Annotated in this window: 26 protein-coding genes and 2 pseudogenes; 16 read left to right on the top strand and 12 right to left on the bottom strand. The window is 58.4% G+C overall.

The genetic code is table 11. The features are described from left to right. Positions 1-6 precede the first annotated feature (6 nt). The gene (locus tag GKA01_RS09335; RefSeq protein WP_146861937.1) at positions 7-609 is read right to left on the bottom strand and encodes a TerC family protein; all 603 of its coding nucleotides are present in this window, start codon (positions 607-609) and stop codon (positions 7-9) included. 91 nt (positions 610-700) lie between these two features. On the opposite strand from GKA01_RS09335, the gene purB reads away from it, so the two are divergent. The 9 genes from purB (at position 701) to GKA01_RS09380 (ending at position 7,663) form a co-directional block, all read left to right on the top strand. Further along, a complete protein-coding gene (purB, locus tag GKA01_RS09340) occupies positions 701-2,032 on the top strand; it encodes an adenylosuccinate lyase (RefSeq protein WP_146861940.1) in 1,332 nt (443 codons plus the stop codon). Positions 2,033-2,167: 135 nt separating this feature from the next. Then, positions 2,168-2,932, top strand: coding sequence for a phosphoribosylaminoimidazolesuccinocarboxamide synthase (gene purC, locus GKA01_RS09345; RefSeq protein ID WP_141352232.1), 765 nt, complete (start codon positions 2,168-2,170; stop codon positions 2,930-2,932). Next, positions 2,929-3,171, top strand: a complete 243-nt coding sequence (gene purS / locus GKA01_RS09350; protein WP_141352230.1) for a phosphoribosylformylglycinamidine synthase subunit PurS — start codon at positions 2,929-2,931, stop codon at positions 3,169-3,171. The genes purC and purS overlap by 4 nt, the downstream gene beginning before the upstream one ends. Next, positions 3,168-3,575: a Rap1a/Tai family immunity protein gene (locus GKA01_RS09355; protein WP_146861943.1), complete on the top strand. Its 408-nt coding sequence runs from the start codon at positions 3,168-3,170 to the stop codon at positions 3,573-3,575. The genes purS and GKA01_RS09355 overlap by 4 nt, the downstream gene beginning before the upstream one ends. Beyond that, a complete protein-coding gene (gene purQ / locus GKA01_RS09360) occupies positions 3,572-4,273 on the top strand; it encodes a phosphoribosylformylglycinamidine synthase subunit PurQ (protein WP_146861946.1) in 702 nt (233 codons plus the stop codon). Before GKA01_RS09355 ends, purQ begins: the two co-directional genes overlap by 4 nt. Continuing rightward, on the top strand, positions 4,270-6,474 hold the full coding sequence (purL, locus tag GKA01_RS09365; RefSeq protein ID WP_146861948.1) for a phosphoribosylformylglycinamidine synthase subunit PurL: 2,205 nt from the start codon (positions 4,270-4,272) through the stop codon (positions 6,472-6,474). Before purQ ends, purL begins: the two co-directional genes overlap by 4 nt. A gap of 5 nt (positions 6,475-6,479) precedes the next feature. Further along, positions 6,480-6,710: a BolA/IbaG family iron-sulfur metabolism protein gene (locus tag GKA01_RS09370; RefSeq protein WP_146861951.1), complete on the top strand. Its 231-nt coding sequence runs from the start codon at positions 6,480-6,482 to the stop codon at positions 6,708-6,710. A gap of 87 nt (positions 6,711-6,797) precedes the next feature. Next, on the top strand, positions 6,798-7,133 hold the full coding sequence (grxD, locus tag GKA01_RS09375; protein WP_099286707.1) for a Grx4 family monothiol glutaredoxin: 336 nt from the start codon (positions 6,798-6,800) through the stop codon (positions 7,131-7,133). A 206-nt stretch (positions 7,134-7,339) separates the two neighbouring features. Beyond that, positions 7,340-7,663: a hypothetical protein gene (locus GKA01_RS09380; protein ID WP_146861954.1), complete on the top strand. Its 324-nt coding sequence runs from the start codon at positions 7,340-7,342 to the stop codon at positions 7,661-7,663. 4 nt (positions 7,664-7,667) lie between these two features. Here the strand turns inward: GKA01_RS09380 and GKA01_RS09385 are convergent, their stop codons facing one another. The 3 genes from GKA01_RS09385 to GKA01_RS09395 are packed head-to-tail and all read right to left on the bottom strand — an operon-like array spanning position 7,668 to position 10,493. Continuing rightward, a complete protein-coding gene (locus tag GKA01_RS09385) occupies positions 7,668-8,039 on the bottom strand; it encodes a YraN family protein (protein WP_307724945.1) in 372 nt (123 codons plus the stop codon). After that, on the bottom strand, positions 8,036-9,046 hold the full coding sequence (hemB, locus tag GKA01_RS09390) for a porphobilinogen synthase (RefSeq protein WP_146861960.1): 1,011 nt from the start codon (positions 9,044-9,046) through the stop codon (positions 8,036-8,038). The genes GKA01_RS09385 and hemB overlap by 4 nt, the downstream gene beginning before the upstream one ends. Positions 9,047-9,056: 10 nt before the next feature. Then, positions 9,057-10,493, bottom strand: a complete 1,437-nt coding sequence (locus GKA01_RS09395) for an amino acid permease (protein WP_146861963.1) — start codon at positions 10,491-10,493, stop codon at positions 9,057-9,059. A gap of 92 nt (positions 10,494-10,585) precedes the next feature. Here GKA01_RS09395 and glyA point away from each other — a divergent pair, with 92 nt between their 5' ends. Continuing rightward, complete coding sequence (glyA, locus tag GKA01_RS09400; protein WP_146861966.1) at positions 10,586-11,890, top strand: serine hydroxymethyltransferase; 1,305 nt, start codon at positions 10,586-10,588, stop codon at positions 11,888-11,890. Here glyA and GKA01_RS09405 read toward each other — a convergent pair. After that, the gene (locus GKA01_RS09405) at positions 11,887-12,936 is read right to left on the bottom strand and encodes a M14 family metallopeptidase (protein WP_146861969.1); all 1,050 of its coding nucleotides are present in this window, start codon (positions 12,934-12,936) and stop codon (positions 11,887-11,889) included. The genes glyA and GKA01_RS09405 overlap by 4 nt on opposite strands. 354 nt (positions 12,937-13,290) lie before the next feature. Here GKA01_RS09405 and GKA01_RS09410 point away from each other — a divergent pair, with 354 nt between their 5' ends. Then, positions 13,291-14,445, top strand: a complete 1,155-nt coding sequence (locus GKA01_RS09410) for a glycosyltransferase family 4 protein (RefSeq protein ID WP_228119996.1) — start codon at positions 13,291-13,293, stop codon at positions 14,443-14,445. After that, positions 14,442-15,518, top strand: coding sequence for a glycosyltransferase family 4 protein (locus GKA01_RS09415; RefSeq protein ID WP_146861975.1), 1,077 nt, complete (start codon positions 14,442-14,444; stop codon positions 15,516-15,518). The genes GKA01_RS09410 and GKA01_RS09415 overlap by 4 nt, the downstream gene beginning before the upstream one ends. Here the strand turns inward: GKA01_RS09415 and GKA01_RS09420 are convergent. Beyond that, positions 15,515-16,789 carry a DEAD/DEAH box helicase gene (locus GKA01_RS09420; protein ID WP_146861978.1) on the bottom strand — a complete coding sequence of 425 codons (1,275 nt, stop codon included), beginning with the start codon at positions 16,787-16,789 and terminating at the stop codon, positions 15,515-15,517. The two genes, GKA01_RS09415 and GKA01_RS09420, sit on opposite strands and share 4 nt — an antisense overlap. On the opposite strand from GKA01_RS09420, the gene GKA01_RS09425 reads away from it, so the two are divergent. The 3 genes and pseudogenes from GKA01_RS09425 to GKA01_RS09435 all read left to right on the top strand — a co-directional run bounded on the left by GKA01_RS09425 (position 16,773) and on the right by GKA01_RS09435 (position 20,253). Beyond that, positions 16,773-17,705, top strand: a complete 933-nt coding sequence (locus tag GKA01_RS09425) for a mitochondrial fission ELM1 family protein (protein WP_146861981.1) — start codon at positions 16,773-16,775, stop codon at positions 17,703-17,705. The genes GKA01_RS09420 and GKA01_RS09425 overlap by 17 nt on opposite strands. Before the next feature lie 13 nt (positions 17,706-17,718). Then, on the top strand, positions 17,719-19,605 hold the full coding sequence (locus GKA01_RS09430) for a hypothetical protein (RefSeq protein WP_146861984.1): 1,887 nt from the start codon (positions 17,719-17,721) through the stop codon (positions 19,603-19,605). Positions 19,606-19,749: 144 nt separating this feature from the next. Then, a pseudogene (locus GKA01_RS09435) lies at positions 19,750-20,253 on the top strand (IS5 family transposase). A 14-nt stretch (positions 20,254-20,267) separates the two neighbouring features. Here the strand turns inward: GKA01_RS09435 and GKA01_RS09440 are convergent. From GKA01_RS09440 to GKA01_RS09455, 5 genes and pseudogenes are all read right to left on the bottom strand, one after another. Beyond that, positions 20,268-20,465: pseudogene (locus GKA01_RS09440) on the bottom strand (transposase); the annotation flags it as partial. 89 nt (positions 20,466-20,554) lie between these two features. Continuing rightward, positions 20,555-20,902, bottom strand: coding sequence for a hypothetical protein (locus GKA01_RS09445; protein ID WP_244289193.1), 348 nt, complete (start codon positions 20,900-20,902; stop codon positions 20,555-20,557). Then, positions 20,871-21,437: an RNase A-like domain-containing protein gene (locus tag GKA01_RS13805; RefSeq protein WP_228119998.1), complete on the bottom strand. Its 567-nt coding sequence runs from the start codon at positions 21,435-21,437 to the stop codon at positions 20,871-20,873. The genes GKA01_RS09445 and GKA01_RS13805 overlap by 32 nt, the downstream gene beginning before the upstream one ends. Beyond that, a complete protein-coding gene (locus tag GKA01_RS13810) occupies positions 21,427-21,921 on the bottom strand; it encodes a hypothetical protein (RefSeq protein ID WP_228119999.1) in 495 nt (164 codons plus the stop codon). Before GKA01_RS13810 ends, GKA01_RS13805 begins: the two co-directional genes overlap by 11 nt. Positions 21,922-22,152: 231 nt before the next feature. After that, on the bottom strand, positions 22,153-23,064 hold the full coding sequence (locus GKA01_RS09455) for an AraC family transcriptional regulator (protein ID WP_146861987.1): 912 nt from the start codon (positions 23,062-23,064) through the stop codon (positions 22,153-22,155). A 95-nt stretch (positions 23,065-23,159) separates the two neighbouring features. Between GKA01_RS09455 and GKA01_RS09460 the strand changes: the two genes are divergently transcribed. Next, positions 23,160-23,987, top strand: coding sequence for an oxidoreductase (locus tag GKA01_RS09460; protein ID WP_146861990.1), 828 nt, complete (start codon positions 23,160-23,162; stop codon positions 23,985-23,987). A gap of 79 nt (positions 23,988-24,066) precedes the next feature. Here the strand turns inward: GKA01_RS09460 and GKA01_RS09465 are convergent. Continuing rightward, a partial coding sequence (locus GKA01_RS09465; RefSeq protein ID WP_146861993.1) for a DUF4113 domain-containing protein occupies positions 24,067-24,269 on the bottom strand: 203 nt, incomplete at its 5' end.

The following is a 24,269-nucleotide window of genomic DNA, read 5'->3' on the forward strand; positions in this document are numbered from 1 at the left end:
GCTTTCTCAGTTCGGCAGAACATGCGTCCAGATCTCTCCACCGCCGCGGATGATAAGTTCGACTGCGACCCCCAGAACCACCAACAGACCGATCCATGCGATCCAGCGGTATCTGGCGAGAAGGTTGGCGACCAGTGATGCAGCCAGCCCCATCAGTAACACGGAGAGCACGAGGCCCGAGACAAGAATCCATGGATGCCCGACAGCCGCGCCTGCGACGGCCAGGACGTTGTCGAGGCTCATGGACAGATCCGCCACCACAATCCGCAGCACCGCCGGACCAAGGCGCGGCGGTGCAGGCTCAACGTCCTCGTGATGCTCCCCGACACGCAACTCGCGATACATCTTCCAGCAGACCCACAACAGAAGGAACCCACCTGCAAACGTAAGGCCGACGACTGCAAGAAGAGTTGTTGCCAGAAGGGCCAGTCCTACCCTTAGTACGGCTGCGAATCCGGTTCCGAAAAGAATGGCCAGACGGCGCTGCCGTCCTTCGAGATTACGGACGGCCATCCCGATGACGACGGCATTATCCCCGGCAAGAGTGATATCGATCAGGGTGATCTGGCCGAGGGCGACAAGGGCGTGAAGCAAGGAGTCAGGGGCCAAGGTGTCATTCTTCCGAAAAGGGGTCCGTGCAATATCTTCGTATTTGGTCTAAGGAGCCTCCGTAAAGCCCCACCCCGCATCCGGAGTTCGCATGGTACCCCGTTACAGCCGTCCTCAGATGACTGCCATCTGGTCTCCCGCCAATCGTTTTCGCATCTGGTTCGAGATCGAAGCCCTTGCCTGCGAAGCCATGGCAAAACGGGGTGACATTCCCGCCGAATCAGCAAAGACCATTCGCGAGAAAGGTAACGTTGCCATGGCGGCGTTCTCCGATGCGGATCTGGCCCGCATCGATGAGATCGAGGCTGAAACACGCCATGACGTCATTGCGTTCCTGACCTGGCTTGCGGAAAAGGTCGGCCCGGACAGCCGTTTCGTGCATCTGGGCATGACATCTTCGGACGTACTGGATACCTGCCTGTCTGTTCAGATGACGCAGGCTGCCGATCTGCTTTTGGAAGATCTGGACCGCGTTCTGGCCGCTCTCAAAGAACGCGCCTACGAGCATCGCAACACGGTGACGATCGGTCGCAGCCATGCAATCCATGCCGAACCGACCAGCTTTGGCCTGAAGATTGCCGGGCACTATGCGGAGTTTGCCCGTAATCGCGAGCGTCTGGTGCAGGCCCGGAAGGAAATCGCCGTCTGTGCAATTTCCGGCGCTGTCGGCACCTATGCCCATATCGACCCGGAAATCGAAGAATACGTCGCCGACAAACTGGGGCTGGCTGTCGAGAGCGTATCCACGCAGGTCATTCCGCGCGACCGTCACGCCGCATTCTTCTGCACCCTCGGCGTGATTGCCAGTGGTATTGAGCGTCTGGCCGTTGAAGTGCGTCATTTACAGCGTTCCGAAGTCCGTGAAGCGGAGGAGTTCTTCCACAAGGGACAGAAGGGCAGCTCGGCGATGCCGCACAAGCGCAACCCAGTCCTGTCAGAGAACCTGACGGGTCTGGCGCGCCTGATCCGCTCGCATGTCATTCCGGCTCTGGAGAACGTCGCGCTCTGGCATGAGCGGGACATCAGCCACTCCGCGGTCGAACGCAATATCTGCCCCGATGCTACGATCGGTCTGGATTTCGCGCTGATGCGTCTGGCTGGAATGATGGAAAAGCTAGTCGTCTATCCCGAGCAGATGATTGCGAACATGGAGAGCCTCGGTGGCGTCGTCCATTCCGGCGAGGTTCTGTTGACGCTGGCTCGTGCGGGCATTTCGCGCGAGGACGCCTATCGCATCGTACAGCGGAATGCCATGGAAACATGGACGAAGCTGAACAAGCCGGGCTTCAAGACGTTCCGTGAAAATCTCGAAGCCGATCCGGAAGTGGCGGGTCGCGTCAGCAAAGAAATTCTCGACCAGGCCTTTGACCCGGCACAGCATCTGCGCGCCGTGGATCGCATCTTCGCCCGTATCTTCAACTGAGAGGTATGCGGGACGTAGACTTCCAGCGTTCCGCACACTCGCAGTTCCGGTTCCGCAATGCTATGGAACCACAAGTCGTCGCTGCTCCAGCTGTCCGCATTTCCTGTCAGGACGGCGCAACGCTAAGGATTGCTCATGGCTCGCCGCCGCCAGCTCTATGAGGGCAAAGCCAAGGTTCTTTTTGAAGGCCCAGAACCCGGCACACTCGTTCAGTACTTCAAGGATGACGCCACCGCCGGAAACGGCGCGAAGAGCGGCATCATCACCGGCAAGGGTGTCCTGAACAACCGCATCAGCGAATACCTGATGCTCAAACTTCATGAGATCAATATCCCGACCCACTTCATCCGTCGGCTGAACATGCGCGAGCAGCTCATCCGCGAAGTGGAGATCATTCCGCTTGAAGTCGTGGTGCGCAATGTGGCGGCGGGCTCGCTGGCCAAGCGGCTTGGCATCCCCGAGGGAACCCGCCTGCCGCGCACGATCATTGAATATTACTACAAGAACGACGCGCTCAACGACCCGATGGTGTCGGAAGAGCATATCGCAGCGTTTAACTGGGCCGCACCGCAGGACATGGATGACATGAACCAGCTGGCACTCAGAACAAATGATTTCCTGATGGGCATGTTCACGGCCGTGGGTATCACGCTGGTGGATTTCAAACTGGAATTCGGACGGATCTGGGAAGGCGAGGAGATGCGTATTCTTCTGGCGGACGAGATTTCACCGGATAACTGTCGCCTGTGGGATTCCAAGACGAACGAAAAAATGGACAAGGATCGCTTCCGCCGCGACATGGGTCGCGTCGAGGAAGCATATCAGGAAGTGGCAAAGCGTCTCGGCATCCTGCCCGAGGCCGGGAATGGTGACCTCAAGGGTCCGGAGGCAGTGCAGTGAAAATCCGTGTTTTTGTTTCCCTGAAAGACGGCGTTCTTGATCCGCAGGGCAAGGCTGTAGGCCATGCTCTGGAAACCCTCGGCTTCAAGGGGCTCGGCGAAGTTCGCGTCAACCGCGTCGTCGAACTTGAGGTTCCGACCGACAATGCCGCCGATGCGTTGGCACAGGGCGAGGCTATGGCGCGCGCGCTTCTGGCTAACGAAGTCATCGAAGATTTCAGTGTCGAGGTAGCAGAATGACCCGTCTTTCCGCGATCTTCCTGCTGGCTGGCGTCGCGGCCGCTCCCGCTCTTGTCGCAGCCCCAGCTCACGCGCAGCGCGTGTCCAAGGTTTCGGGTAAGGCTCTGGGCCAGATGTGCTCCAGCAAGTCCTCCATCGGAATGTGCGATGCCTATCTGTCTGGCCTGATGGATGGTGAAGCCTGGGCCAAGAAATACGACAGCTTTGCGCATGATGAATCTGCTCCGGTGGCATTCTGCGTACCAGCCCAGCAGACCGCCCCTCAGGTCCGCGGTCTGGTCGTCGCCTGGCTGCATGCCCATAACGACGCGCTGGCGGAGCCTGCCGGTAAAGCGGTCTATCGCGCCCTGCATGACACCTATCCGTGCCATGCAGCTTCCGCTCCGGCGGAGGACCAGAAATGAAAGCAGGTATCGTCGTATTTCCCGGCACGAACCGGGAGCGCGACATGGTTCATGCCCTGAAGCTGGTTACCGGGCAGACGCCGCGTCTGATCTGGCACGGAGAGACCTCGCTGGGTGATCTGGATCTCGTCGTGCTGCCGGGCGGTTTCAGCTTCGGGGATTACCTGCGCAGCGGTGCCATGGCCGCACATTCGCCGATCCTGCGGGACGTCAAGGCGTTCGCGGGCAAAGGCGGTCACGTTCTGGGCGTCTGCAATGGCTTTCAGATCCTGACGGAATCCCATCTTCTGCCGGGCGCACTGCTACGCAATGCAGGCCTGCGTTTCCTATCGCAGGATTGCCATCTGAAGGTTGAGAACGCGTCGTCGCCCTATACGCAGGGCTGGACGCGCGGGGATGTATTCCGCGCGCCGCTCGCACATGGTGACGGCAACTACACGGCTTCGCCCGAGACGCTGAAGCGTCTTGAAGGCGAGGGCCGCGTGGCGTTCCGCTACTGCGGTGCGGATGGAGTGGTTTCGGACGATGACCGCGCCACCAACCCCAACGGGAGCACGCGCTCCATCGCCGGTATCCTGAGCGAAAACGGCCGTGTCTGTGGCCTGATGCCGCACCCGGAGAACCTGACTGACCCCGAAATCGGCGCAACCGACGGCGTGCCGCTTTTCAAAGGCCTTGTGGAGGCTCTTGTCGGATGAGTGTGACGATTGATGCCCAGCTTGCCCAGTCTTTCGGACTGACCGGCGAGGAATACGACAAGCTTGTCACGATCATGGGGCGGACGCCGAGCTTCACGGAGCTTGGGATTTTCTCCGTCATGTGGTCCGAGCACTGCTCCTACAAATCGTCCCGCATCCACCTCAAGACGCTGCCGACCAAGGCGCCTTGGGTTATTCATGGGCCGGGCGAGAACGCAGGTGTCGTGGATATTGGTGAGGGTCTGGCTGCCGTCTTCAAGATGGAAAGCCACAACCATCCGTCTTTCATTGAGCCTTATCAGGGCGCGGCGACGGGCGTCGGCGGCATTCTGCGTGACGTGTTCACGATGGGCGCACGTCCGGTTGCGAACCTCAACGCCCTGCGCTTCGGCGATCCGAAACATGCAGGAACGCGCCGCATCGTCGATGGCGTCGTCCGTGGCGTTGGTGGTTACGGCAACTGCGTCGGTGTTCCGACCGTGGGTGGCGAGGTCAACTTCCACAAGGCCTATGACGGCAATCCGCTCGTCAATGCCATGACGGTCGGTGTAGCCAAACAGGACAAAATCTTCCTGTCGGCTGCGGCTGGCGTGGGCAATCCGGTCGTGTATGTCGGCTCCAAGACGGGGCGTGACGGCATTCACGGTGCGACCATGTCCTCGGCAGAGTTCGACGAGGAAGCCGCCTCCAAGCGTCCGACCGTTCAGGTTGGCGATCCGTTCATCGAGAAGCTACTGATTGAGGCCTGCCTCGAACTGATGGCGACCGATGCAATCGTCGCCATTCAGGACATGGGTGCAGCCGGTCTGACGTCTTCCGCCGTTGAAATGGCGGGCAAGGGCGGCGTTGGCATCGAGCTGAACCTTGACGCCGTTCCGCAGCGCGAGCCGAACATGTCGGCTTACGAGATGATGCTGTCCGAGAGCCAAGAGCGGATGCTCATGGTTCTCAAGCCCGAACGGACCGAAGTTGCCCGTGCGATCTTCGCGAAGTGGGAACTGGATTTCGCCATCATCGGTGTGCTGACCGATACGGGCCGCATCACTATCCGCCATAATGGCGAAATTGAAGCCGATATTCCGCTGGCCCCGCTGGCAGATGAAGCTCCGCTCTATAACCGTCCGACCGTGCCGCTCACGGCACCCGCACGGATCGAGACGCCCGTCGATCCGGAAGGCATCGAGAAGGCGTTACTGACGCTGATCGGCTGTCCGGATCTGGCCTCCCGCGCCTGGGTCTGGAACCAGTATGACGGCTCGGTCGGTGGCAACACCGCGCGTCGTCCGGGCGCTGCTGATGCGGCTGTTGTGCGCGTTGAAGGGACGCGTCTGGGTCTTGCCCTGACGACGGACTGCACACCACGCTACTGTCAGGCTGACCCGAAGACGGGCGGGGCCCAGGCTGTGGCCGAAGCATGGCGAAACCTGACAGCAACTGGTGCAACGCCGCTGGCCGTGACGGACAACCTGAACTTCGGCAATCCGGAACGTCCGGAAATCATGGCGCAGTTCGCCGATGCCATCAAAGGCATGGGCGATGCCTGCCGTGCGCTCGACTTCCCGGTCGTGAGCGGCAATGTCTCGCTGTATAACGAGACGCGCTCCCCGTCCGGTGAGGCACAGGCCATTCTGCCGACGCCTGCGATCGGTGCGCTTGGCGTGCTGGCGGATGCATCGAAGTCCATCGGGCTTTCGATGCCCGATGCCCATGATCTGGTGCTGGTCGGCTCCATCCGCGGCGAACTCGGGCAGTCCCTGTGGCTGCGCGAGATCTGCCAGCGTGAAGATGGTGCACCGCCAGTGGTCGATCTTGCTGTCGAGCGTCGCAACGGTGATTTCGTGCGCAGCCAGATCGGCGCAGGCGCAGTTGCGGCCTGTCACGACATTGCCGATGGCGGACTGCTGGTGACGGTGGCGGAAATGGTCATGGCAAGCGGCGTTGGCTGCACGCTTGAAGCCGCTCCGACGGATATTGCCGCGCATGCCTTCTGGTTCGGTGAGGATCAGGGCTGCTATGTTGTAGCAACTTCTGATGGCGCAGCCCTTGTCGCAGCGGCTGAGAAGGCCAATGTTCCGGCAATCCGTCTGGGACGTTCGGGCGGCAAGGATCTGATCGTGCCAGAAACCGTCAGTGTCAGCGCGGACCATCTCAGCGAGATCAATGCCGCGTTTTTCCCGCGGTTCATGGGTGAGGGAGCCTGATTTCCATGCCGATGGCAGCTTCTGAGATCGAACGCACGATCCTTACCGCTATCCCTGACGCCCGGATCGAGATCGAAGATCTCGCCGGGGACGGGGATCATTACGCCTGCACGGTCACAAGTGAGGCCTTCCGCGGGCTTTCGCGTGTACGCCAGCACAAACTGGTTTATGATGCGTTCGGAACCCGCATGGGCACTGAACTGCATGCGATGGCCCTCAAGACGCTCACCCCTTAAGAGCCGGGGCTGACGTCTCTTTTTCCAGACGAACACTGACAGCAGGAGCGGATGGTCTGTCCGCCCTGCCGAACCAAGGAAAATCCAATGTCCGAAACCGTGTTCCAGCATATCCAGACCCTGATCGACGCCAATCCGGTCATGCTGTTCATGAAGGGTGACAAGCTCTTCCCGCAGTGTGGCTTCTCCGCGCGCGTGGTCCAGATTCTCAACCATCTTGGCGTTCCGTTTGCTACCTGCAACATCCTTGAGAGCGCTGAACTGCGTCAGGGTATCAAGGACTTCTCGCAGTGGCCGACCGTGCCGCAGCTTTACATCAAGGGCGAGTTCGTGGGCGGCTGCGATATCGTGACCGACATGTATCAGAGCGGCGAGCTTGAGACTCTGCTGACCGAGAAGGGCATCACGACTGCCAACGCCTGATTAGCCGCTGCCTGATTCGGGCGTGACTATGGCGAAAAGTGCTGAATTCAGCACTTTTTAAGCATTGCTCCTGCCACAATTCAGCCATGAAGCAGCGAAAAGTGGCAGGACCTTGATTTTTTTGGAAACTTTCCCAGCAGGGGTTGCCGGACCCCGAGTTCAGCGCATAGGCTGTCTCCATCAGAACGGGATGGGACACAACGTCAATGGCGCGCAACTGGGTCGGCAGAATTGCTCTGGGTATCATGGGTGTCGGTATCTGCATGGGGGCAGGCAAAGCCTATGCCCGTCCTGCCATCACCGACTATGAAGCCAGCAAGCTGACCTTCGACGCATTGACCGCCACGCCGGTCTATCACCGTTCCGTTTTCCATCATGCACTTGCGCGTCGCAGCACTTCGCACACCGCCGTTGCATGGGCTGGCTCACATGCGATGGTTCGCAACGTTGCTTACCGTCCGCATGCCATTTCTCACGCGCGTGTGACGGTTGCCTCCGCCCATCATCACGCCCGCGCCCGTCGCACCTGAGCTTTCAGAACTGGCGCAGCGCATCCCGAATGCGCCGCGCTTGGCCTGAAGGGTCCACGACGATCAGATCAAACCGGACGTTGGGCCGCTGCCAATCGGGTTTCGTCAGCAGGATATACTCGAAGGCTTCTATCAGCCTTTGAGACTGTCTGACAGTGAGGCAGGAAGCACTTTCCCGCAGACTGCGTCTCTGTTTGACCTCAACCGCAATCAGCCATTCCGAATCTGCCGCCAGAAGATCGATTTCGCCATAAGGCGTCCGCAATCTGCGCGCCATAATTGTCAGCCCGCGCTCCTCGAGGAGGCGGGCTGCAATGTTTTCAGCGTTCAGCCCCGTGTAATAGGACTGAACACCTCGGGTCTGTGGGCTTTTCAGTGTTCGTCCCGTAGAAGACGGGCGGCATCCAGTGCGAAATAGGTAAGGATGCCGTTACAACCGGCACGCTTGAAGGCAATCAGGCTTTCCATGATCGTGCGGTCACGGTCGAGCCAGCCGTTCTGGATGGCGCCCATCAGCATCGCGTACTCGCCGGACACCTGATAGGCGAAGGTCGGAACCTCGAAGCGTTCACGCACGCGGCGGATGATATCGAGATACGGCATCCCCGGCTTGACCATGATCATATCCGCACCTTCGCGCAGATCCTGCTCGACTTCACGCATGGCTTCGTCGGAATTGGCAGGGTCCATCTGATAGGTCTTCTTGTCCCCGTGCAGCAGGCTGCCGGAACCCAGCGCATCACGGAACGGGCCATAGAACGCAGAGGCATACTTCGCCGTGTAAGCCATGATACGGGTTGTGTCGTAGCCGTTGCCGTCGAGCGTTTCGCGAATGGCTTTAACGCGGCCATCCATCATGTCAGACGGGGCGATGATGTCGTTGCCGGCGCGGGCCTGATTGAGGGCCTGCTGGCGCAAGATCTCGACGGAGGCATCGTTGAGGATGCGACCGTTCTCGATCACACCGTCATGGCCGTGATCAGTGTACGGGTCGAGCGCCACGTCGCCGATGATGCCCAGATCGGGGAAAGCATCCTTGATGGTGCGCGAGGCGCGACACATCAGGTTGTCCGGGTTCAAGGCCTCGGTACCGACAGCGTCGCGAACGCTCATGGGCGTGACGGGGAAGATGGCGATGGCTGGGACGCCGAGGTCCACGGCCTGCCGCACATGTTCGACGACATTGTCCACGCTGACGCGCTCGGCACCCGGCATGGAGTCGACTTTCTGGCGCTGGTTTTCACCTTCGCAGACGAAGATCGGCCAGATCAGGTTGTCGACATGCAGGCGATGTTCCTGCACCAGACGGCGGGTGAAAGCATCGTGGCGATTACGCCGCGGGCGGGAAAGGGGGTATGCTGCATTGCTCATGCCCCCGATCATGCGCCTAACTTCAATCCCTGCAAAGTCGACTGTTGCGGATGCCGTAGACGAAATAGATGACAAGCCCAATGATGAGCCAGACGATGAGCCTGATCCAGGTTAGGCGATCAAGCGACACCATCACGGCCCCACAGGACAAGATGCCGAGAACCGGAATGATAGCCCCACCCGGTACACGGAATTGACGGGGCGCATCCGGCTGGGTCCGGCGCAGGACGGGAACGCTCGCACAGACAATGATGAATGCAAGAAGCGTTCCGATTGAGGTCATGTTCCCAAGCACGCCAATCGGCACGAGAGCCGCAAGCAGGCTCGTCAGAACTGCAAACAGAAGATGAGACGTCCAAGGTGTGCGGGTACGGGCATTCAGCCGGGCAAAGAGCGGGGGAAGTAGCCCGTCGTGGGACATGACGAGAAAGATCCGTGCCTGTCCCAAGAGCATTCCGAACAGAACTGAAACATATCCCGACGTAATACCGAGCTTCACAAGACTGGCGACCCAAGGGAGATGCGCGGTGTCGATAGCGGTCGCCACCGGGCTTGGGTCATTGGCCATGAGACGATAATTGACCACCCCGGTCAGAACCAGCGAGAAAATGACATAAACCACGGAGCAGATCAGTAGACTTCCAATAATCCCAATCGGGATGTTCCGTGCCGGGTTCCGGCTGTCCTGTGCGGCCGTTGAGACGATATCGAAGCCGAGATAGGCGAAGAAGGCCATCCCGGCCGCACGCATGACACCCGAAAACCCGAACGTGCCAAATGTGCCGGTATTGTCAGGAATGAACGGATGATAGTTCGCCATATGGACATGGGGCGCGCAGGCCACGATGACAATAGCAACGACCGCCAGCTTGATGACGACGACAGCCGTATTCACTTTCGCAGACTCGCTGACACCGCGCATCAGGAGCGCCGTCACGATCCACAAGGCGCAGGCTGCTGGGAGATTGAACCATGCGGTCGTGATGGTGCCGTCTGACAGCGTCACAGGCGTTAGTGGCGGAGCAAGAAGCCTCGGGTCGATGGGAAGCCCCCATCCCCCCAGTAGCGACGCCAGATAGCCGGACCAGCTTGAAGCAACGGTCGCGGCTCCCACCGTATATTCGAGCACAAGATCCCATCCGATCATCCACGCAATCAGCTCTCCCATGGAGGCATAGGCATAGGAATAGGCCGAGCCACCGGAGGGAATCATCCCGGCCAGTTCGCCATAACATAGGCCGGCAAAACCACAGGCCACAGCTGCGATAACAAAAGACAGCGTCACGGCCGGACCGGCATTCTGGCCAGCAGCAACACCTGTAAGAGAGAAAAGACCAGCACCGATCGTCACGCCGATACCAAGGGCGACGAGCTGCCAGGGACCGAGAACACGCCTGAGGCCAGTCTGGCTGTCGGCTGCGGATGATACGGGTTTGGTCCGCCAGAGCGGAGTGGTCATGAAGGATCCTCGTTTGAAAGGCGGATTGTTTTTGCCGAGGCAGACAATCTGGGCTAGTCACATGCCGAACTCACCCTGGAGAATGGACCACGATGTCGGAACACGCCAGCCAGTCCACGCTGAATCGTTTCTTTCATGCCCCCCTCAAGGAGGTTGATGCCGAAGTTGCCACGATCCTGAACGAAGAGCTGACGCGCCAGCAGGATGGCATCGAGCTCATCGCTTCGGAGAACATGGCCTCTTTCGCAGTCATGGAAGCACAGGGTTCAGTGCTGACGAACAAGTATGCGGAAGGCCTTCCGGGTAAGCGCTATTACGGCGGGTGCGTGGATGTGGACCGCGTTGAGAACCTCGCCATCGAGCGTCTGAAAAAGATGTTCGGCGCAGAGTTCGCAAACGTGCAGCCGCATTCCGGTGCCAATGCCAATCAGGCGGCCTTCATGGCGCTGGCCAAGCCGGGGGATACAATTCTTGGCCTGAGCCTTGCCGCTGGTGGACATCTGACGCACGGCGCAGCTCCGAACTATTCGGGCAAGTGGTTCAACTCCGTACAGTATGGCGTGCGCGCTGAAGATGGTCTGATCGATTACGACCAGATGGAAGCGCTGGCCCGCGAGCACAAGCCGAAGATCATCGTGGCTGGCAGTTCTGCCTATCCGCGCGTCATCGACTTCGCCCGGTTCCGCAAAATCGCCGATGAAGTCGGTGCGTATCTGATGGTGGACATGGCGCATTTTGCCGGTCTGGTAGCCGCTGGTCTGTATCCGAACCCGGTTCCAGTTGCGGACATCACGACATCCACGACGCACAAAACGCTGCGTGGCCCGCGTGGTGGCATCATCCTGACGAACGATCCGGAACTAGCGAAGAAGGTGAACTCCGCCGTATTCCCCGGTCTGCAGGGCGGCCCGCTCATGCATGTCATCGCAGGCAAGGCGGTTGCGTTTGGCGAAGCACTTTCGGACGAGTTCAAGGACTATCAGAAGCGTGTTCTCGCCAATGCCCGCGCTCTGGCGGACGAGCTTCAGAACCGTGGCTTCGACATCGTCACAGGCGGCACGGACAGCCATCTGATCCTTGTCGATCTGCGTCCGAAGAAGGTAACGGGCAAGCTGGCCGAAGCCATTCTGGAACGTGCCGGCATTACGGCGAACAAAAATGCCATTCCGTTCGATCCGGAAAAGCCCTTCGTGACCTCCGGCATCCGTCTGGGCAGCCCGGCGGCAACAGCACGGGGATTTGGAGAAGCCGAGTTCCGCGAAGTCGGTCGCATGATCGACGAAGTGCTGACAGCAGCTCTTGAGGAAGAAAACTCAGAAGCCGTCACGGCCCGCGTACATGAAGAAGTAAAGGCCCTGTGCCGTCGCTTCCCGATCTATGACCGTGCCTCAGCTTAAGATCTGAGCGGTGCTGCGGTTCGTCTGGCGAGACGGACCGCGAGCTGCCCCCGACGGGGGCGAAGATTGGGCATGATCAGCATACACTCATCATAAGGGGTGTAAATCAGATCTTCTCCATCATGGGCGAGAGGTGTTCCCGCCTTTGGGATTATCACTCCACCTTCCCAAGATTGCACAAAACTGAAATCGGTATGACGGGCAATAATGTTGTCAGTGACGACGGCCAATTCAGCCTCCCTGGTCGCGTCTGTCGCCTGTCCGCGCAGATGGATTGTTTCTGCCTGTGCTATCAGGCGCATTATCGCATTTTCCATGACCTGAACGGTCGCGGGTTCCCAATGAGAACCGGCTTCCAGAAGACAGCTTCGTCCGGTGCCTCCTGCTGCCATGAAATGGGCATGTTCTATCAGGCGTGAGCCCCCCTGATGTCCCAGATCAGTCAGAACGGTCGGCGGCAGATTGTCTCCCTCAGCCAGTGCACAACCAAGTTCCACCGACCGCTGGCGCGGAGGTACGATAAAAAGCGGCTCTGAAGGCCAAAGTGTGGAATGCAGGTCCAGAAGAAGGTCCGCGCGAGCAATCAGAGGTTGAAGCACTCTGGCACGGTCGAGTTCAACGGAATGATCGCGTCCAGCCAGACGTGTAGGATGCCACAAGCGATTGAGATCCTCATCCACGTGCCGGGCCAGCACAGGATCCGTCGCATCAAAACGATCAAAGGCGTGAAGGTTGGCTAGGATGAGTGTCAGTCTGCCCGCAGACGGTACCAGCTCCCGTCTGCGAAAATTTTCGAGCGCCCATCCTCCAGCATACTCATTTCCATGGACCATGGCCGTGACGACGATTTCCGGTCCCGTATGTCCCGAATCGAAGATCCAGACGCCGGAAATACCGGAAGGAGGCTGCCGCCACTCGGAAAGGTCCGGAACAGGCAATGCAACCCTAAAAGTGACGGGGGGACGTCCTATTCCCGGAAGGGTCTCCGACAGACGGGGCTGACGGATCCGGATCGGATGGTGTCGCTGGCCCGCCTTGCAGCTCATGATCCCCGACAGCCTCCGGAAAACCATTTTCCTGACATGCCACAGGCTGTCCCGCGTTCCGGACGCGTTTGCGGCAGAGCCATTCCTGCGTTACCGAGGATAGTACGTGGATCGGTCATGGCGAGTAGTGTAAGCACGTTCGGGACGGGTCGCCAGAGAGGGAATGACGCCTTTTTCTTCATCGGCTCCTGAAAAGTGTCTCATTTCGCCGAGGGTCCGTTGGCGCGTCCATTGTCAGTTATCCGCACGATGTCCCACAGATTAAGAGCGCCGCTGGCCCCAAATTGCGGGGAAAACGGCACCCATGAAACGATGACAAAGCGGTCACTCTCCATTTTTCACAAAGTATGGCAAATGCTTCCAGCACGGCTGCGACGCCAGTTCTTTGCCCGTGTTACAGCGCTCGCAGTTCCGCCCGTCCGGCCGTTTCCTGCCATATTAGCCCATGGCATCATCATAGCTGGTGAGTTCAGTCGAAGCTCCGGGCTGGGTGAGGGGGCGAGACTGATGGTCAAAGCGCTTCGCGATATGAATATCCCCTGTGCGACATGGGATATTGATCGGCGTGTGCTGGAAGGTAACCATACAGGACCCGCCGCACCGCTGGTCATGCATGTGAATGCGCCGATGCTGCCTTATGCCCAGCTTTTCATGCCGCGCTCCCTTCGGACAGGGCGAAGGATCGTTGGATACTGGGCCTGGGAGCTCGAAGTCGTGCCGCAAACCTGGCGTCCGGCCCGCAGGCATGTTCATGAAATATGGGCACCATCACATTTTACAGCCAATGCACTGCGCACCCTCGGACGGAAAGTGCGGGTTGTCGAACATCCTCTGGGGCTCGCCGGGCAGCAGCCCTCCCTGCGAAACCGGGAGTCATTCGGGCTGCCAGAAGACTGTGTGATCGTTCTGGTGTCGTTCAGTCTGTCTTCAAGCATGGTCCGAAAAAGCCCTGTCGAGTCCATAAGGGCCTTCCGAAACGCATTTGGTGACCGGCAGGACAGGCTTCTGATCCTGAAGATCGGGCATACCGAGCACTATTCACATGACCTCGGAATGATTGAAGAACTCGTAAAAGATGTGCCCAACATCCGTATTCTTACGGAGGATCTGACCGGACCGGACCGGCTGGCACTGACGGCCTGCGCAGATATTGTTTTGTCCCTGCACCGCAGCGAGGGTTTTGGACTGGTTGTTGCGGAGGCCATGTCATTAGGACGTTGTGTCGTGGCGACCGACTGGTCTGCGACAACCGAATTTCTGGATCTGACCTGTGGGCTGCCAGTAGCCTATACGCTGGTTCCCGCCCATGATCCGCGCGGAATCTGGGAGATGCCGGAAACGGACTGGGCACTCCCTGACATCGATTCCGCCGCGCAGGCTCTGCGACGTGCCGCGGATGATCCGGATCTGCGGGCGCGACTTGGCGAAAATGCTGAAAAGCGGATCAAGGCGCGATTGAACGGAGAAACGCTCATGACCGCTGTGAGAGCCATCGGGGTAGCAGGATGACAAAGCCTGCACAGCGCATTCTGGTGTGGCAGTGGGGAAGGCGGGGTGCAGGTCCGCGAATCGCTGTTGATCTCGCCGATGGCCTCGGGCGTATTGAAGGAAAGCATGTCCTGCTGTGTCTGTCCGATCGGGCGGAGATCCTTCGCAGTCACGATGCCCCCGCCGCCGTGGTGAAAGTGCCGACTTACGGATCGTTCTGGGGACTTCTGGGACGCCTCGTAACGTCTCCGTGGCTTGGACTGCGTCTCACACGGATTGTCAGAGATTTCAGGCCGGATCTTACGATCTGTGCCATGCCGGGTCCGCTGGACCTTCTGATGGTGCAGGTTCTGAAACGGTTCGGAACAAAAATCGTGGTCATCGTTCATGACGCGCATCCCCACCCGGGCGATGGATATCCGTTTCAGGCAACCCTTCAGAATGCGCTGATCCGACAGGCCGATCAGATCGTTACCTTGAGTCGCCACGTCGCAGAGGCGATGATGGCGGGGGACCCGGCACCCGACCGCCCTGTAATGGCGTTTGCGCATCCACCCTTTATCGGCGCTTCATCCACGAATCCTTTCGCACATGATGGCCCCCCGAGACTCCTGATGTTCGGGCGCCTGCTGCCCTATAAGGGGCTGGACCTTCTCGCGCAGGCTCTTCCCTGTCTTGCGCACCCTTTCGAATGCCGGGTTGTTGGCGAGGGGCCCGACAGCCCCGAGCTGCGGATGCTTTCTGCAATTCGTCACGTGACTGTCGAAAACCGCTGGGTTCCGGAAGACGAATTACCGGGCCTCGTGGAGTGGGCGGACATCGTGGTGCTGCCCTACCGTGAAGCATCCCAGAGCGGAGTGGGCGCCATGGCCATTGCCAGTGGACGCCATGTCGTGGCCACACGTGTGGGCGGCCTCGTGGAACAGTTTTCCGCAGACACACAGGCCGTGCTCTGTGAGCCAGACCCGGCTTCGATTGCGAATGCCCTGTCTACGGTTCTTAAAGCGCCTCCTGCCATGCGGCCGCGCGTCGACAGAAGGCATGAGTGGGAAAAACTGGCGAGGGCGATTCTGGCAGGAACTGGAACGGCTTAACGATCCAACGACTCCTCCGTTGCGATCCGGACCTTGTAACCAATGTGTTTTTCGACGTCCCGCAGGAATGTGCGTTCATCAATATTGATAAGGGAGAACGCGACCCCCTTGCGACCTGCACGGGCGGTCCGTCCGATTCGGTGGACGTAGGCTTCAGGCGTTTCCGGCATGTCCATATTGATGACGAGATCGACATCCGGGATATCGAGCCCCCGTGATGCAATATCGGTCGTGACGAGTACCGGAACCCGTCCCTGACGGAAAAGATCCAGCGCCTTGTTGCGCGCTCCCTGCGTGCGGTCACCATGCAGGGTCTCGACCCGCAGGCCGTGCCGTCGCAACACACGGGAAAGAGCATCCACCGTGTTTTTCGTTCGGGCAAAAACGATACTGCGGCCTTCGAAATGCTTTAAAAGGCGTGCGACCGTTTCCGGCTTGTCATCCTTCTCAACAAAAATCGCACGCTGCCGGATGGTTTTGGGCGTGAACGACTCGGCGGCGACCTCCACCCGCACCGGGTCCCGCGTCACGCGTTTCGCGAGATCCATTACAGGCTCGGGCAGCGTGGCCGAACAGAACACTGTCTGGGGCGGGACATCAGGGAAATAGGGGATCAGCGCGGTCATGCTGGCCGAGAAATCCTCGTCCAGCAGCCGATCAGCCTCGTCCAGCACAAGATAGTTCAGATGTTCGAGCACGAGATCCGCCTGCATGACCAGGTCCAGCAAGCGGCCATGCGTGGCAACCACGATATCGACGCCGTCACTGACGGAGCGAACCTGCTGTTCGCGGGAGGTCCCTCCGCAGATGACACGTGTTTTGAGCGAGAGCCTGCGACCCAGTTGCCGGCAGACTGCTGCTGTCTGCGCGGCAAGCTCTCGCGTAGGCTCCAGAATAAGGGCACGCGGCCCCGGAGCAGGCCCCGCCTCTTCAAGTTTCTGAAGCATGGGGAGAACGAACGCAGCTGTCTTGCCGCTTCCCGTCTGGGAACCGACCAGAACGTCCTTTCCTTCCAGCAGCGGCGGAATGGCTTGAGCCTGAATCAGACTTGGCCGTTTATGCCCCGCCTGAGCGAGGGTTGCCAGTAATGGAGCAATCAGCCCCAGTTCCTCAAATCCGGGAACGGGAGCAGCCGGGGTGGCAACCGAAGGGGCAGGGCGCGTCTCGGCGCGCGTCTGAGGAGGCGTTGTCATACGCGCTTCTTGCCAAATTTCTCGCAGTTCGGGAAACACCTTCTTTTCAGGGAGGTCCTTCATGAAAGCCATCATCATCGCGGAGGACTTTGCAGGCATGCGCGCGCAAGGCGCCGGTCTGGCCGAGAAGGCCGGTCTCCACTGGGAATTTCGCCCCGTGCGGATCCATCCTTTCTGGTCCCGTTTCCCGGCCCGATACTGGCCAGCCCCACTCCTACATGTCGATCCGATTGAAATTCCGCCAGATACCGACCTCATCATCTGTATTGGCGGAACAGGCGGTGTCATTGGCAGAGCAGTAGCGCGACGTGAGGGCTTACCCGTCGTCCAAATTCAGAACCCCCGCATATCCGTTCGCAAATTTGATCTGGTCGTCGCCAACACGCATGACGGGATTGCGGGCCAGAATGTTTTGATCTCTCGCAATGCGCTCCATCCCGTAACGCCGCAGAAACTCATTCAGGCCCGTTGCGAATGGAACGGGAGACTGAAACAGGACGGGCGTCCCCTGTTATCGGTGCTGATTGGAGGGGCGAATGGCCGCTTTTCTTTGGGAGAGGCCGAGGCACACCTGATGGCGCAGGAGATTATTGCGTTTACGATGCGCAACACCATGCAGGCGGTTCTCACGCCATCCCGTCGGACCGATCCGAAAGCCGTCGCTGTCTTTCAGGAGACACTTGAGCCCCACGGAATTGCCGTTCTGACAGGGAGCGGTGATGAAAACCCTTATATGGGAATGCTGGCCTGCGCGGATATGATTGCCGTGACGACGGACAGCGTTTCCATGATTTCCGAAGCTGTCGCCACCTCAGCGCCCGTTCTGATCTTCCCCCTACCGGGGCGTTCAGGTCGGATTTCAAGATTTGTGAAAACACTGGAAGATGCGGGGCGGGTGAAATGGTTCAACCCCTCTCAACCCGTCTGGCCAGTGGAGCCGCTTGACGATACCCCCTCCGTGGCGAGAGAAATGCGCCGACGTCTGAAGCTCTGAAAGGGCCCCCTGTATGCTCGATATCCGCACCTTCGGTCCACAGGGTGGCAATGTTCTGTACAAGGCGCTGGCCCATCCTCTAGCCGCGGAAGCACTTGCCCGGATGGAAGCCGAATTCTCCGGCCGGACCCTTGCTATCTATGACCCGGACGATGCAGCCCGCACTCTGGCGGCGCTCTATCCTGGCCTGAAACCCGCCTGTGTCTATGTCCACGATACGGAAAAAGTAGGCCAGCCGGACGGATTTGGCGGGATTCTAAGGGCTCTGGTCGAGCTTCCTGCCACGGAAGCAGACCTTATCCTCGCACTGTCCTTTGACGATGCAAAAATGCGGGCGCGACTAAAAGTCCTGCAGAACGGACGCGAGCTTCATACCCTGTCGCCCGCATGCCTCCCGGAGACGATGCTCGTTGCAGGGCGCCCCTATCTGGACAAACTGAATTTCGCAACCAATTTCGCATTTTTCCGGGATACAGATCAGTTCTCCTGCCGGATTGTCACGGCCAACTACTGGTCGAATTATGGTACGGAAAACCTGCGATACTGGATGCGTCTCTACGACACATCAGGTTCCGTGCTCGCCCAGTGGGAACAGCCCGTAGAGCGGGCAGGGGCAGGAATTACGATCGACAGCGCGGAAGTACGCCGCAGGTTCGATCTACCAGAATTTACCGGGCAGCTTTTCATCCATGTTCTGGGAGCCCGTGGGCATGATGTCGTAAAATATGCGCTCGACACTTGGGGTAAAAACGGCAATCCGAGCCTCTCGGTTACCCATGATGCCAATGCATGGCCTTCTGTGCGGTATGCGACGCTTCCTGCTCCTGAAGCAGACGAAACACTGATCGTCTGGGTTCAGAATAGCCATGCGACCACAATTCCAAAAGGGGCCATCACCTTTAACCGCATGGGCGAAGACGTATCCCACGGACTGGATCAGTCAATCGGACCGTTTGAGACAGTCAGCGTCAATATCGGGCATCTGTTCCCCAACCTGCGTTGGCCTGCACAACTCGAAATGCGATCCGGGCGGCATCTCGTCCGACCTCGTTATGAAATCACCCAGCACGGTCGGACACGCATTGCCCATCTGAACGTCGAACGCGACAATCTGCGTCCTGAACCGGCAATCCGTCAGTTCCCGCCATCGCTGGGTCGCGGCTTCCTGCTTCCGTTCCCGATCCTCGATCCACAATATTTTGAAACGTTTCTTCAACCAAACCCCATGTCGGAAGCGATTCAGTCCCTGCCTGTGCGGCTGGATCTGTTCGACGAGAACGGCTCAAAAACCGGATCTCATTTTCTGGGAGACCTGCCGCGCAACCACGACACCGCTGTTGCTCTCCACACCATGACGGATCAACAGGGCCATGCGGATCTGGTTTATGATTTCCGGAACGGTGGCGAGGCGGACGGATGGCTGCATGCGTTGATGCGATACAGGAACCATATCAGCGGCCATGCCGCCGAAACAAGCTTCGGGGCTCATATCTTCAATACGCTTATGACCTGGCGCTCTGAGCCACAGTCCTATGCCGGCCCCCCTCCCGGTCTTAGCACGAGGCTTTTCCTCAAACTTGGACAGCGCATCGGAGACGAAACTCTTCGGAGTTTCTGCTGCCTGATCCATCCGGCCTCCGTTGAAGGAACGGAAACTTCCGAGACTACTCTGCTGCTTTATGGAGCAGACGGCACGCTCATCGCGCAGACTGGCGTACGGATCAGGCCAAACGGATCTTTCATCGTTCGTCCCGATGAACAGTTCCAGCCAGATCACATTCAACAGGCAGGAGAGGGAGGATATGTCCTGATCCGGGACCTTACCTGCCGCCTCTTCGGCTATCACGGCCTAAAAAACGATACAGGTACCTTCTCTCTAGATCATATGTTTGGATTTTAAGTATCTGATTATAGATCAATTTATGGATAACCTAAGGGGGGGGCGAACAGCCTTTCGGTTGATGTACCTGACTTGTGTTTTTAGGCTCAGGACCCATTGGTATGATTGTAAAAATCTGATTCAGGCTCTGTGAGGAGACTGGAGATGAGTGACTTGTTTTGGCTAACGGACGACCAGATGGAGCGTCTACGGCTGTTCTTTCCCAAGAGCCACGGTAAACCACGGGCTGATGACCGTCGCGTGCTGAGCGGGATCATTAGGCGGTATGAATTCTAAGCTCCATGCGGTCACCGATCAGAACGGACGACCGCTGAGCTTCTTCATGACAGCGGGACAGGTCAGCGATTATACTGGTGCTGCTGCCCTGCTGGACAGTCTTCCCGCAGCACAATGGATGCTATGAGATCGCGAGATGATGCCGACTGGTTCAGGGAAGCCCTGGAAGAGAAAGGGATAAAGCCTTGCATTCCAGGACGGAAATCCCCCGGAAAGCCAGTCAAGTATGACAAGCGAAAATATAAACGTCGCAACCGCATCGAGATCATATTCGGAAGGCTCAAGGACTGGCGGCGGGTTGCGACCCGCTACGACAGATGCCCCACCGTCTTCTTCTCGGCCATTGGCCTCGCCGCAACCATCATGTTCTAGATATGAGTCCTGAGCCTAAGAACGCGGTTTTCCAGGCGAAGGCGCTCGTTCTCCCGAGCCAGATCAGTCTGGAGTTCAGGCACTGGCAGTTCGACCGTCCGATACTGCGAAATCCAGTGTCCCAATGTCGATTTGCCAATCCCTAGATCCGCCGCCACGCGGGTCCGTAACAAACCGCTGCTCAAGGCAATCCTCACTGCCTCATGGCGAAATTATTCTGTGTGTGTCGCTGCCATGGTTCCGTGCCTCTCCTGATGCGAGCATAAAATACTCAGTGCACCGGAACAAAACCGTCACAAGTTCAGTTTTCGAAAGCACGCAAAACAGCCTCCCAGAATGCGCGATACGTGAGATATCTGCCTTTGAATGTCGCCTCGCTATCATCAGCGGTGACATCGATTGAGAGTAAGATCCATGCGTGGGTAATTCGACCGATCTGCTCGTCGGTAAAGGACAAGAGCCTCTGTAATTCCTTGATCGCCTCCAGATTGAACTGGAGGCCGTGGCAGGACGCCCCCTCTTGAATGGCCTCATCCAGCGTGTCGCCATACATATCGGCGTATTCGCCTAGAGGCCCGGATCCTAAACTGGATAATCTCGGGAAAGCTTCCCGGATATCACTGTGCGTGAAGTTTGACGGTGAAAACATGATCGACCATTCTATTATGTTCGGTATTCTTGATCCTGACCTCAGCTCGCCACGCCTCCCGTTGCACTCGATCCGCTTGGTGAATGACGACCGTTCCTCGTCCCGAAATATTACTTGCAATGTCGATCTGCTCCCCGGAGCCAGCGGTCTTAAGCCACTCATCAATCTGGCGCGCATTGTCTTGCAAGACTCGATGGATCGTTTGCTCCGCCTCGTGCTTCGACGTGAAGAAGGATACGACGGGTCGGCGCTCCTTCTTAAGCCGGCGTTCGACATACTCCTTCATCGGATTGACATGCTTGGAAAGTACATAGCCGCCTGCCTTACGATTATGGGGCGGCGCTTCATGATGGTCGAGGTCCAGACTATCTCGCCTATGAGATAGTCGGCTCAGGTTCTGGTTAGCCGCCCGCCCGAACTCCGGAGCAGGCTGATGAAAATGCTCCGGAAAGATGTCGCCATGATCGAAGGTGAGGTAACGCACATCCGCCGATGCGACCCGGATCGCCCGCGTCGCTGAAAGCTCACTGACCATGTGAAGCATGCTCGAAAGGACGATTGCATCGGCGGTACCGCCCCACCACATCGCCCACGATCGGTGAGGCATGGACCATCAGGGCGGCGGCCCGCTGGGTCATCGTCGGCGTCGCCCGACCCGTGGTCCACGCGCGGTTTCCCGCTTCGATGGTGTCCACTCCATGGACGATCAACGCCGCTCCGCCGATTTTGCTGAAGATCGGGCCCGGGCCGGCGAACAGCAGGGCAGCGCCCGTAGCCACCTCCGCCGCCCCAAAGGCGGTTCGCGCGAGCCCGTCGAGACGGATTACCGTTTCCTGACTGGGGAGATGTTGCCTGACGACGTCGAGCAGGTGATGAGCGCTCATGACGAAGGTCAGGGCGGAATGCTGATCCGTATCGGGCATGGAATGTCCTGTGATGCGGACACAAAAAAAGCCTGCCGGTAAGGGCGGGCTTGGCGTGTCGCGTGTACGGTCGGCGCCCAATATGGGCATCGACATCAAGCAATCATTAGATGTGCGGGGAGTGTCGGAAGGAACAGTTCACTTCCGCTCTAGCTGCAGCATTAGCAGAACGCGTGCGATTTGACCAGCCAACGAACGTGCCGCCGAATCAGGGTTGGTTTGATGTCAGCTTTGTAGTCAGGCCAACGACACGCCAAATATCCGAAAAGAGGCGGTTACCGCCTGTCTGTTAAGCAATCAGCCGACGGAGGGCGTGAGACTCTCGCGTCAAGCCTGTATCGGCTCTCCCAGATGTTCTCGCATCCATTTGGCCTCCTCGCTTGGGGTGCGATGAAAATGGCGTTTGAAATCCCGGCTGAACTGGGCAGGACTGGCATAGCCAACTTCGGCGGCAATAACGGCAAGTGTTCCCTGACGTCGTGCGATCATCAGCCGAGCTTCGTGCAGCCGCAGCGCTTTGAGATATTGGATCGGGGTGTTCCCGGTAAGGGACTTGAAGGCGACGTGATATGACGGAACGCTCATGCCGGCTGTTACAGCGAGTTCCGAGACCGATAGGCCTTCCTTGTAGCGTTCGCGGATCAGCGCGAGGCTCTGCACGATCCTGTCTGTCGTGTCATTACGATGCAATGCTGCCATCAGGGAGCCGCCCTGAGGCCCTACCAGAACGCGGTAATGCAATTCACGCAATAGCCCCGGGCCGAGAATAGTGAGTTCCTGGGGATGATGGAGAGCGTGAAGCAGGCGCTGGAGTACATCCGTCATGGCGGGTGCCATTCGACTTGAAATCAGACTTCGTGCCTGCATTCTTTCGTCATGACCGGCTTGTCCATTCAGTGTCGTCGCTATTTCAGCAGCAAGATGCAGGTCAAAATCGAAGTAAATGGCAAGCAGAGGCTGAGCAGGGCTGGCCTGCGAAGCCATCCGGAAAGGCACAGGGACCGAAACGGCGAGGTAATGCTCGGCATCATATCGGTAGATCTCACCATTGAGGAAACCCTGCTTGAACCCTTGCAGAACGAAAACCGCCCCAGGCCGATAAAGTACCGGAACATCTTCAAGAATAGTCTCGGAACGCAGGATACGGACACTCGGGAAAGACGTGGCGTTGTAGCCAGATCGCGGTGCGAGTTCCGCAGCTAGTGCGAGGAGCGAAGAGGTATCTGATTGATAATTCATAGGATAAGGCAAGGACATTAGAGAAATCGCAGTAGAGAGCAGGGTAATACCCTATTATTGGTCAAGGCATGAACGAAATTCAGTCGAGCAGAGCCATGCCACAGAAAACCTTTTTTATTACGGGTGCCAACTCGGGATTTGGATTAGCCATTGCCCAGGCTGCCCTTGAGGCCGGTCATCGGGTGATTGGTACGGTCCGGTCGCAAACCGCAAGAGTGTCCTTACTGGAGCGACTGCCGGATGTTCGCGTGGTCCTGTGTGACGTCACCGAGTTCGACCGGATTCCCGCCATCGTTGCGCAGGCAGAAGAAGACCACGGTCCAGTCGACGTACTCATCAACAATGCCGGTTATGGGCATGAAGGGGTTCTGGAGGAATCTTCCCTTGAGGAAATGCGTCACCAGTTCGACGTCAATGTCTTCGGAGCTGTTGCGATTGCCAAAGCCTTCCTGCCGCGTTTTCGCGAACGCCGCAGCGGGTTTATTGTGAACGTGACATCAATGGGTGGTCTGATCACCATGCCGGGTATCTCGTATTATTGTGGCAGCAAATTTGCTTTGCAGGGCATTTCGAACGTCATGCGTGCAGAGATGGCGCCTGTTGGGGTTCACGTCACCGCGCTATGCCCTGGATCCTTCCGAACTGACTGGGCCGGGCGCTCGATGGTCAGGACCGAGCGAGCGATCGAGGATTACGACGCTTTGTTTGATCCGATCCGGGCCGCTCGACACGCTAAGGATGGCAAACAGCCAGGCGATCCGACGAAACTCGCCGCTGCAGTGCTTCAACTTGTTGCGTCGGACACACCTCCACCGCAACTTCTGCTGGGGAGCGATGCTCTACGCTTTGTTCGTGAACGTCTCGTTCAGTTGGAAAAGGAAATTACGGATTGGGAGGAGTTAACCCGTTCAACAGACGGGTAGTATTTCCGAAACACGGTGGCAGCTGTTAGAAGATGAATTTCTGAGTTGAATGTCGGCTATGAGGCATGAGCAGACGTTGTCACCAACTGGTCGCTCGTACGATTTCCTCCAGCCGGGTTGTATAACGGGCTGACAACAGGGACTGTCGCGGCGACCATGTCCGCTTCAGTCCCGTTGATCCCGGTCGGAGCGTCCCGCTTCCGAAGCGGGCATTCACCGCATCCAGTGCCGCCATGACTGCGGCAGACTGGCTCGGGTTCCGGGAGGCGAACATCCGGCCCT

This window comes from Gluconobacter kanchanaburiensis NBRC 103587, assembly GCF_007988905.1.
Lineage (GTDB): Bacteria > Pseudomonadota > Alphaproteobacteria > Acetobacterales > Acetobacteraceae > Gluconobacter > Gluconobacter kanchanaburiensis.